The organism is Leucobacter sp. M11 (assembly GCF_035726885.1).
Classification (GTDB): Bacteria; Actinomycetota; Actinomycetes; order Actinomycetales; family Microbacteriaceae; genus JAPFRB01.
The window spans coordinates 330,500-338,297 of sequence record NZ_JAPFRB010000001.1 but is presented as its reverse complement, the minus strand read 5'-3'; the positions used below and the strand labels follow the sequence as shown (position 1 = coordinate 338,297).

Sequence of the window (7,798 nt, the reverse complement as noted above, 5' to 3'; positions counted from 1 at the left end):
GACGGGCTCGGCGGGGCGCACACGCAAAACGTGACCGACCCCCGGCTCGGCCCCCGCCTCCTGGAACGGCTCCGCGTGGGCGACGCCGCCCAGGCCGCGCTCGACCGCGTCGTCGCCGAGGCCGACGCCGACACCATCGGCTACCGGCAACTCCTCGTCCTGGACCGGGCGGGGCGGGCCGCCGCGTACTCCGGCGACCGCGCCCTCGGCGTGTTCGGCTCGGTCACCCGGCAGAACGCGGTCGCGGGCGGCAACATGCTCGCGAGCCCGGCCGTGCTCGACGCCCTCGTCGACGCCGCCCTCGCCGCGAGCGGCCCGCTCGAAGAACGCCTCCTCGCGGGACTTCGCGCCGCGCTCGACGCGGGCGGCGAGGCCGGGCCCCTGCACTCGGCGGGCCTCTCGGTCGTGGCCGATGCCGGGTGGCGGGTCACGGATCTGCGCGTTGACTGGGCGGAGACGGATCCCGTCGGCGAGCTGGGCGCACTCGTGGCGCGCTGGCTTCCCGAGCGCGAGGACTACACCAACCGGGGCCTCGCCCCGGCAACCACCCCCGCCTACGGGGTGCCCGGCGATGAGTGAGCGGCTGAAGTCCCGGATCGCGGAGCGCATCGCCCGCGAGCGCGCCGCCCTCGTCGAGCTCTCGGAACGCCTGCACGCGGACCCCGAGCTCGGCTGGCAGGAGCATCGCTCCTCGGCGGCGGTCGCCGGGATCCTCGCCGCGCGCGGCTTTACCGTCGAGCAGCCCTACCTGGGGCTGGACACGGCGTTCCGCGCGGTGCTCGACTCGGGCGATGCGGGCGAAGCGGGCGCGTTCCGCGCGGCCTTCCTCGCCGAGTACGATGCCCTGCCGGGCCTCGGGCACGCCTGCGGGCACAACCTGATCTCGGCGATGAGCGTCGGGGCGGCCCTCGGGCTCACGGAGGTCGCCGCCGAGCTCGGCATCGCCGTTGAGGTCATCGGAACCCCGGCCGAGGAGGGCGGCGGCGGCAAGATCGAGCTGCTCAAGCGGGGCGCCTTTCAGCGCCTCGACTACGCCTCGATGGCCCACCCCGCCCCTGTTGACGTGGCCGAGGCGCGCCCCTTCGCGGTCACCCACTGGCACATCCGCTACGACGGGCACGCCGCGCACGCCGCCGCCTATCCGGAGCGCGGGGTCAACGCGAACGACGCCTTCCTCGTCGCCCAGCTGGCCCTCGGGCTGCTCCGGCAGCAACTGCCGCACACGGCCCGGGTGCACGGGGTGCAAACCCGCGGGGGAGAGGCCCCCAACGCGATCCCGGAGCGCACCGAGGGGCGCTGGTACGTCCGCGCCGAGACCACCGAGGAACTGATCGCGCTCGAGGCGCGCGTGCTGCGCTGCTTCGAGGCGGGGGCCCTCGCGACGGGGGCCACGCTGACCGTGACGCCGGAGAGCGAGCGCTACGCCGAAATGCGCGAGGACGAGGAGGCCCTGGAACGGTACCGGCGCAACGCGAGCGCCCTCGGCCGCAGCTTCGACGGTGACCCGGAATCGGCCACCATGAACCGCGCATCCACCGATATGGGCAACGTTTCCCAGATCGTCAACGCCATCCACCCGTACATCGGGGTGGGCGGCCACGCCAGCAACCACCAGCCCGCCTTCGCCGACGCCTGCGTCGGGGCGGCGGCGGAACAGACCCTGACGGACGGCGCAACCGCGCTGGCCTGGACCGCGCTCGACGTGGCCCGGCTTCGGGCAACACCCGAGCACTAACGAAGAGGGAGAGTTGAAATGTCACGTGCATCATCGGAGCTGCACCCGAGTGACCTCGTCGATCAGAAGGGGCTGCGCAAGAGCGTGGTCGCCGGATCGATCGGCGTGTTTGTCCACTGGTTCGACTGGGCGGTCTACGCCTACCTCGCGGGCACGATCGCGGTCGTGTTCTTCCCGGAGTCGGAGGGCGCGACGGGCCTGCTCTCGGCCTTCGCGGTCTTCGCCATCTCGTTTTTCGTCCGCCCCATCGGCGCCATCATCTTTGGCCGGCTCGGCGACCGGCTCGGCCGAAAGCAGACCCTGTCGATCGTGATCCTGGCGATGGCCATCTCGACGCTCGTGCTGGGCTTGCTCCCCGGCTACGAGGCCATCGGGATCGTCGCCCCGATCCTGCTGGTGCTGACCCGGATCGTGCAGGGCCTGGCCGCGGGCGGGGAATTCGGCAGCGCCGCCGCGTTCCTCGGCGAGTTCTCGCCGCCCAAGCGCCGCGGCTTCGGCGTCAGCTGGCTGGAGTTCGGCAGCCTGCTCGGCTTCCTCGCGGCGTCCTTCAGCGTCTTCCTGCTGAACATCAGCTTCGACGCCCAGCAGGTGATCGACTGGGCCTGGCGGATCCCCTTCCTCGTCACCGTGCCCCTCGGCTTCATCGGCCTCTACATTCACCGCAAGATCGAGGACACCCCGGAGTTCCAGCAGCTCCAGGAACTGGAAATGGTCTCAACCGCCCCCGTCAAGGAGGTGTTCACCCGGAACCGACGCCAGTTCATCCAGACCGTCGGCATGGAGGTCTTCATGAACGTGACCTTCTACGTGGTGCTCGTGTACCTGCTGACGTATCAGGAGGTCTACCTCGGCTTCGACCCGAGCCGGGCCGCGCTGCTGTCCACGATGGCCTCGGCGCTCGGGCTGATCGTGGTGCCCTTCGCGGGCATCGCCTCGGACCGCTGGGGCCGCAAGCCGGTGCTCATGACGGCCGCGGTCGCGCTAACGCTGCTCTCGGTGCCCCTGTTCATGCTGATGAGTAGCGGCGGAGAGACCGCCGCCTTCGTCTCCACGCTCGGGCTGGCGCTGATCCTCTCGCTGATCCTCGGCACCCACGCGGCGACCGTGGTGGAACTGTTCCCGACGCGGACCCGACAGACCGGCCTGTCGATCGCCTACGCGGTCGCGGCCGCGCTGTTCGCGGGCACCGCGCCCTATGTGCTGACCTGGCTGCTGGAGGCCACGGGCTTCGCGCTCGTGCCGGGCGTGTTCCTCGGGGTCGTCGGTCTCGTGGGGATCGTGACCGTGGCATCGATCCCGGAGACGCGCGGCATCCCGCTCATCAAGCCGCAGGACCTGGAAACGGCGACGGTGACCCTGCCCGAGGCGCTCCGCGCGCCCTGAACCGCCGCAGCGCCCCCGCGGTTGGGCCTGCCGCGCCAGGCCCGTCGGGGCTCGCGCGGCAGGGTCGCCCCGCGGCGGGGCGCTACCAGTTGGAGGGCTTGTAGTCCTTCAGGAAGACGCCGAAGAGGTCTTCGCCGGCCTCGCCGCGGACGATCGGGTCGTAGACCCGGGCGGCCCCGTCGACCAGATCGAGCGGGGCGTGGAAGCCCTCCTCGGCGAGGCGAACCTTTGTGGGGTGCGGGCGCTCGTCCGTGATCCACCCGGTGTCCACGCTCGTCATGAAGATGTTGTCGCTGCTCATCTCGCGGGCGCTCGTGCGGGTCAGCATGTTGACCGCCGCCTTCGCCATGTTCGTGTGCGGGTGACCGGGGCCCTTGTAGCCGCGGTTGAACACGCCCTCCATCGCGGAAACGTTCACGACGTAGCTGCGCGGGGTGGCGGCCATCGACGCGCGGAGGCGGCTGACGAGCAGGAACGGCGCGGTCGTGTTGCACAGCTGCACCTCCAGCATCTCGACGGGGTCCACGTCCTGCACCTTGTCGGTCCAGCTGTTCTCGCGGTGCAGATCGGGCAAGAGGCCCCCCGCGTCTATCGCGGTGCCCGCGGCGAGTTTCTCGAGCGAGCTCGACCCGGGGGTGAGGGCGAGCTCGGTGAGATCGTCCGCGGTGAGGTGCCCGGCCCCGGCGGCCGCGGCCAGGATCGGCATGGTCTGCACGGAGGCCTGGAGCGCGAGCGGGTGCTGCTCGTGCGAGTTCCCGAAGGTCACGATCTCGGGCATCTCTCCCTCGGGCAGCGGGGAGCTCTCGGCCTCAACGAGCGGGGCGTAGGCCCCGGCGGAGCGGCGCACGGTCTGCGTGGCGTTGTTGATGAGAATGTCGAGGGGGCCCTGCGCCGCGACGTCGTCGGCGAGGCCGATCACCTGCGCGGGGTCGCGCAGGTCGATGCCGACCACGCGGAGCCGGTGCAGCCAGTCCGCGGAGTCCTCCATCGCGGCGAAGCGGCGCACCGCGTCCTTCGGGAAGCGGGTCGTGACCGTCGTGTGCGCGCCATCGCGCAGCAGGCGCAGGGCGATGTACATGCCGATCTTGGCCCGGCCCCCCGTGAGCAGGGCGCGCTTGCCCGTGAGATCCGTGCGCGCGGTGCGCTTGGCGTGGTTCAGGACGGCGCAGCTGGGGCACAGCTGGTGGTAGAAGGCGTCCACCCGCGTGTAGCGCTGCTTACAGATGTAGCAGGCGCGGGCAACGAGCAGCTCGCCCGCGGTCTCCGCGGTCGCGGAGCTGGACAGCTCGTGACCCTGGGTCTCGTCGTCGATCCGAGTCGGGGCGCCCGTCGCGGTCGCCGCGATGACGGCCTTGTCCGCCGCCTGCACCTCGGCCCGCTTCACCGCGCGCCGGTGCTCCTTGACCGCCTTGAACATTTTCGCGGTCGCGAGGCGGACCTCCGCGAAGTGCGGGTCGTCCTCGTCGAGCTCGGTCATCGTGGCGAGGACGCGGACGGTGGTGGCGACGTCCTCCGCGCTGAGCGTGGCGGGGGAGACGGGGGAAGCTGATCCGGGCATCAGACCAGTGTAACCGGGCGCGGCGCCCCGGAAGACCGGGGGCGCCCCCGCGACCCGGCGCGGCCCGTTGGCCCTCGTGACGGTTCGACCCGGCTCGCTGCTGCTGGCGCTGCTGGCGGGCTAGGCTCCGGCGGCGCTCGCGTCGCTCACGATGCCGTCGGTGACGATGCCGTCGGTGACAATGCCGTCCTCGTCCGACCAGACGGTGGCGCCGGGCACGAAGGCGGCGCCGCCGAACTCGACGGTCACGTCGAGCTCGCCCGCCCCGGTCTTCGTCGACTTGCGCGGGTTCGTGCCGAGCGCCTTCACCCCGAGGGGGAGGGTGCTGATCTCGGCGCGGTCCCGGATCACACCGTTCACGATGATCCCCGCCCAGCCGTTGTCCACGGCGAGCGCGGCGATCATGTCGCCGACGAGCGCGGACTCGTAGGAGCCGCCGCCGTCCACCACGAGCACGGCCCCGTCGCCCGGGGTACCCAGCAGCTCCTTCAACAGCGCGTTGTCCCGGTGGCAGCGCACCGTGCGGATGGGGCCGGTGAACTGCTCGAAGGCGCCAAAGTTCTGGAACGGCACGGAGACGGACTGGAGGGCGTCGCCGAGCTCGTCGAACAGGTCTGCGGTGCTCACGGTCTGCATGGGAGATCCTCTCGGTTGCGAACGACCCCAGGCTACCGGCTGCCCCCGACGCTGAACAGAGGCGAATCCGGTCCCCGGCATCGGGGGTCACGCGGGGTCACCGGAGGTCACACGGGGACGGTTCCCGCGCACGGCTTCCCATCAGGGATTTTGGCCACCACCCGCGGTTTTCGACCCGCGTCGCGCCTGCCGCCGCGCGCGGCGTCGCTCGGGGAATTCACGGCTGGCCGCCCGGAACCCGGCCGAACAGGCCCCGAACATGCCCGCGAGGCCCCGCGCCGCGGGACTACTTCGGGTGCAGCCTGGTCTCCTGGGAATCGAGCAGGTGCTCGGCGGCCCGGATCGACGCCGAACTGTACCGGCCGATCGCCCGCTCCTCGAGCAGGGCGGCCCGCTGCGCCTCCAGCACCACGTGTGAGAGCCGAACATACTGCTCCGCGGCCGTCTCTGGCCGCTCCGGTTCCTCCGCGGACACCACCGCCTGCGGCAGCGACAAAATGAGCGGCGCGAGCGTGTTCCGGGCGCTGGCCCGCACCCGGTCCACGACCTCCTCGTTCGGATAGTCCACCCGGTGATCCTCGTCGGCGAGCTCGCTCTGCTCGCGCAGGCTCTCCTCCAACGCGTTCAGGCCCTCGTCGAGGAGGTCCTGGCTCAGGGAACGCAGCTCCCGGGCAGAATCGTCCCGCGAGGGCCCCACGATCGTCAACCGCCGAATCAGCGGCGGCAAGGTCGTGCCGTGCAGGAGCAGCGTGATCACGGCCACAAAAAACGCGATCAGGATCAGCGGGGCGCGGTACGGGAAATCGCTCGGCAGGGACTGCGCCGCCGCGAGCGTCACCACCCCGCGCATCCCGCTCCACGCGAGCACGGCGCCGCCGCGCCAGCCCAGCCCCTGCTGCTGCGCGTGATCCAGATCCGCCTGGCGCTTCCGCAACCACCGATCCGCGAACCGCAGGCGCTTGCGCATCCGCTCATCCTCGATCTGCGCCGGATCCGCGTCCCGCACCCGGTCCGCGAAACCGTTCAGCCCAGCCATCCGCGCCTCCCGCCGCCGCAACTGGAACCGCAAAATCAGCACCACGGGGATCATGAACAGCCCCCGAGACACAATCAACAGGGCCGAAACCGCGATGCCGATGAGCGCCATATGCCAGATCGTCACCTCGTTCTCATTGAGCTGATCGGTGAGCGCGTGCAGCTGCAACCCCATCACGAGGAACACCGCGTTCTCCAACACGAACTGGATCGTGCGCCAGTTCAGCCGCTCGTTCATCCGCGCCTTCGCGCTGAAATGCTTCGCCCCAACGTGCCCCGAATACAGCCCGGCCACAACCACGGCGAGCACCCCGGACGCACCGATCTCCTCGGTCGGCAGAAACGCCACAAAGGGCACAATGAACGAGATCACCGTGTCGTGCACGGGGTTCGTGATCTTCGACCGCAACCACACCGTAACCGCGCCGACGAGCACCCCGATCAGGATCGCAAGCGCCGCGGCATACAAAAACTCCAAGCTCACCTCAGCAAAGGCAAAGCCCCCCGCCACCGCGGCCACCGCGGCGCGCAACAACACGAGCGCGGTCGCGTCGTTCACCAGGCTCTCGCCCTCCAAAATCGTGACCAACCGGGGCGGCAACCCCAAACGCTTCCCGATCGAGGTCGCGGCAACCGCGTCCGTGGGACTCACCACCGCCCCGAGCGCGATCCCCGCCGCGAGAGGCACCTCCGGCAAAATCCACGTGATGAGCAACCCAACCAACACCGCGCTGATCAACACCAGCACCACCGACAGGCCCGTGATCGGCCCCAGATTCCGCCGCAAATCCACCAGCGGCACATTCACCGCCGCCGAATACAACAGCGGCGGCAACACTCCAATCAGGATGATCTCGGGGTCCAACTCCACGAGCGGCACCCACGGCAAATACCCGATCCCGATCCCCAACACCACAAGGACGAGCGGAGCGGCGATCCCAATCCGCCCCGACACCATCGCCACGCCCACGATGAGCACGACGGCTACGACGCCCACAAGCCCGATTTCCATGAGCACAGACTAGCGCGAACCCGTGCCACGCCACGGAGCAAACCCCGCCCCCGCCCAGCGACTCAGCCCGGAAGCTCCGCAACCACCTCCGCCCCCAAGAACTGCCCCAGCCGGGCCACCGGAGCCGCCAGCTCCTCGGACGCGAGCGCCTCACCCGGCAACGGCGTCACCCGGAGCCGCACCGCATCCCGAAGCGGCTCCCGCTTCCACAGCGCCACCACCCGGCCATCCCGCACCACCGTCGCCCCAAACACGCCGTTCTTCCCCGGCACCAACAACCCGGCATGCGCCGGGTCCACCAGCAACCCCCGATCCGTGAACCCCAACAGGTGCTCATCAAACGGCGGCAACAACCACACCCCCGCCGGGGAAACCGCGCGCTCCTCAACCGCCTCCGGCGGAGCCCACAGCTCCGTATCCCCGACGAGCACCGGCACGA

The 7,798-nt window shown here is 70.6% G+C and carries 7 protein-coding genes; 3 read left to right on the top strand and 4 right to left on the bottom strand.

Features of this window, described 5'->3' with window-relative positions; all coding sequences use genetic code 11:
* From OOT08_RS01670 to OOT08_RS01660, 3 genes are all read left to right on the top strand, one after another.
* Nucleotides 1–579, top strand: a 579-nt coding sequence (locus tag OOT08_RS01670; RefSeq protein ID WP_325090836.1) for a DUF1028 domain-containing protein, incomplete at its 5' end; no start/stop codon positions are given.
* On the top strand, nt 572–1,735 hold the full coding sequence (locus tag OOT08_RS01665; protein ID WP_325090835.1) for a M20 family metallopeptidase: 1,164 nt from the start codon (nt 572–574) through the stop codon (nt 1,733–1,735). The genes OOT08_RS01670 and OOT08_RS01665, both read left to right, overlap by 8 nt.
* 18 nt (nt 1,736–1,753) lie before the next feature.
* Nucleotides 1,754–3,118, top strand: a complete 1,365-nt coding sequence (locus OOT08_RS01660; RefSeq protein ID WP_325090834.1) for an MFS transporter — start codon at nt 1,754–1,756, stop codon at nt 3,116–3,118.
* A gap of 82 nt (nt 3,119–3,200) precedes the next feature.
* Here OOT08_RS01660 and OOT08_RS01655 read toward each other — a convergent pair whose 3' ends face one another.
* The 4 genes from OOT08_RS01655 to OOT08_RS01640 all read right to left on the bottom strand — a co-directional run.
* Nucleotides 3,201–4,676 carry an SDR family NAD(P)-dependent oxidoreductase gene (locus OOT08_RS01655; RefSeq protein WP_325090833.1) on the bottom strand — a complete coding sequence of 492 codons (1,476 nt, stop codon included), beginning with the start codon at nt 4,674–4,676 and terminating at the stop codon, nt 3,201–3,203.
* Nucleotides 4,677–4,796: 120 nt separating this feature from the next.
* A complete protein-coding gene (gene rraA / locus OOT08_RS01650; protein ID WP_325090832.1) occupies nt 4,797–5,312 on the bottom strand; it encodes a ribonuclease E activity regulator RraA in 516 nt (171 codons plus the stop codon).
* A 286-nt stretch (nt 5,313–5,598) separates the two neighbouring features.
* On the bottom strand, nt 5,599–7,359 hold the full coding sequence (locus tag OOT08_RS01645; protein WP_325090831.1) for a cation:proton antiporter: 1,761 nt from the start codon (nt 7,357–7,359) through the stop codon (nt 5,599–5,601).
* A 62-nt stretch (nt 7,360–7,421) separates the two neighbouring features.
* The coding region (locus OOT08_RS01640) for a DNA glycosylase AlkZ-like family protein (RefSeq protein ID WP_325090830.1) at nt 7,422–7,798 on the bottom strand (377 nt) is incomplete at its 5' end.

What these genes read in the sequence shown, in the direction of transcription:
- OOT08_RS01655 (WP_325090833.1), bottom strand. Translation starts at nt 4,676, where the DNA reads ATGCCCGGATCAGCTTCCCCCGTCTCCCCCGCCACGCTCAGCGCGGAG.
- rraA (WP_325090832.1), bottom strand. Translation starts at nt 5,312, where the DNA reads ATGCAGACCGTGAGCACCGCAGACCTGTTCGACGAGCTCGGCGACGCC.
- OOT08_RS01645 (WP_325090831.1), bottom strand. Translation starts at nt 7,359, where the DNA reads ATGGAAATCGGGCTTGTGGGCGTCGTAGCCGTCGTGCTCATCGTGGGC.
- OOT08_RS01660 (WP_325090834.1), top strand. Translation starts at nt 1,754, where the DNA reads ATGTCACGTGCATCATCGGAGCTGCACCCGAGTGACCTCGTCGATCAG.
- OOT08_RS01665 (WP_325090835.1), top strand. Translation starts at nt 572, where the DNA reads ATGAGTGAGCGGCTGAAGTCCCGGATCGCGGAGCGCATCGCCCGCGAG.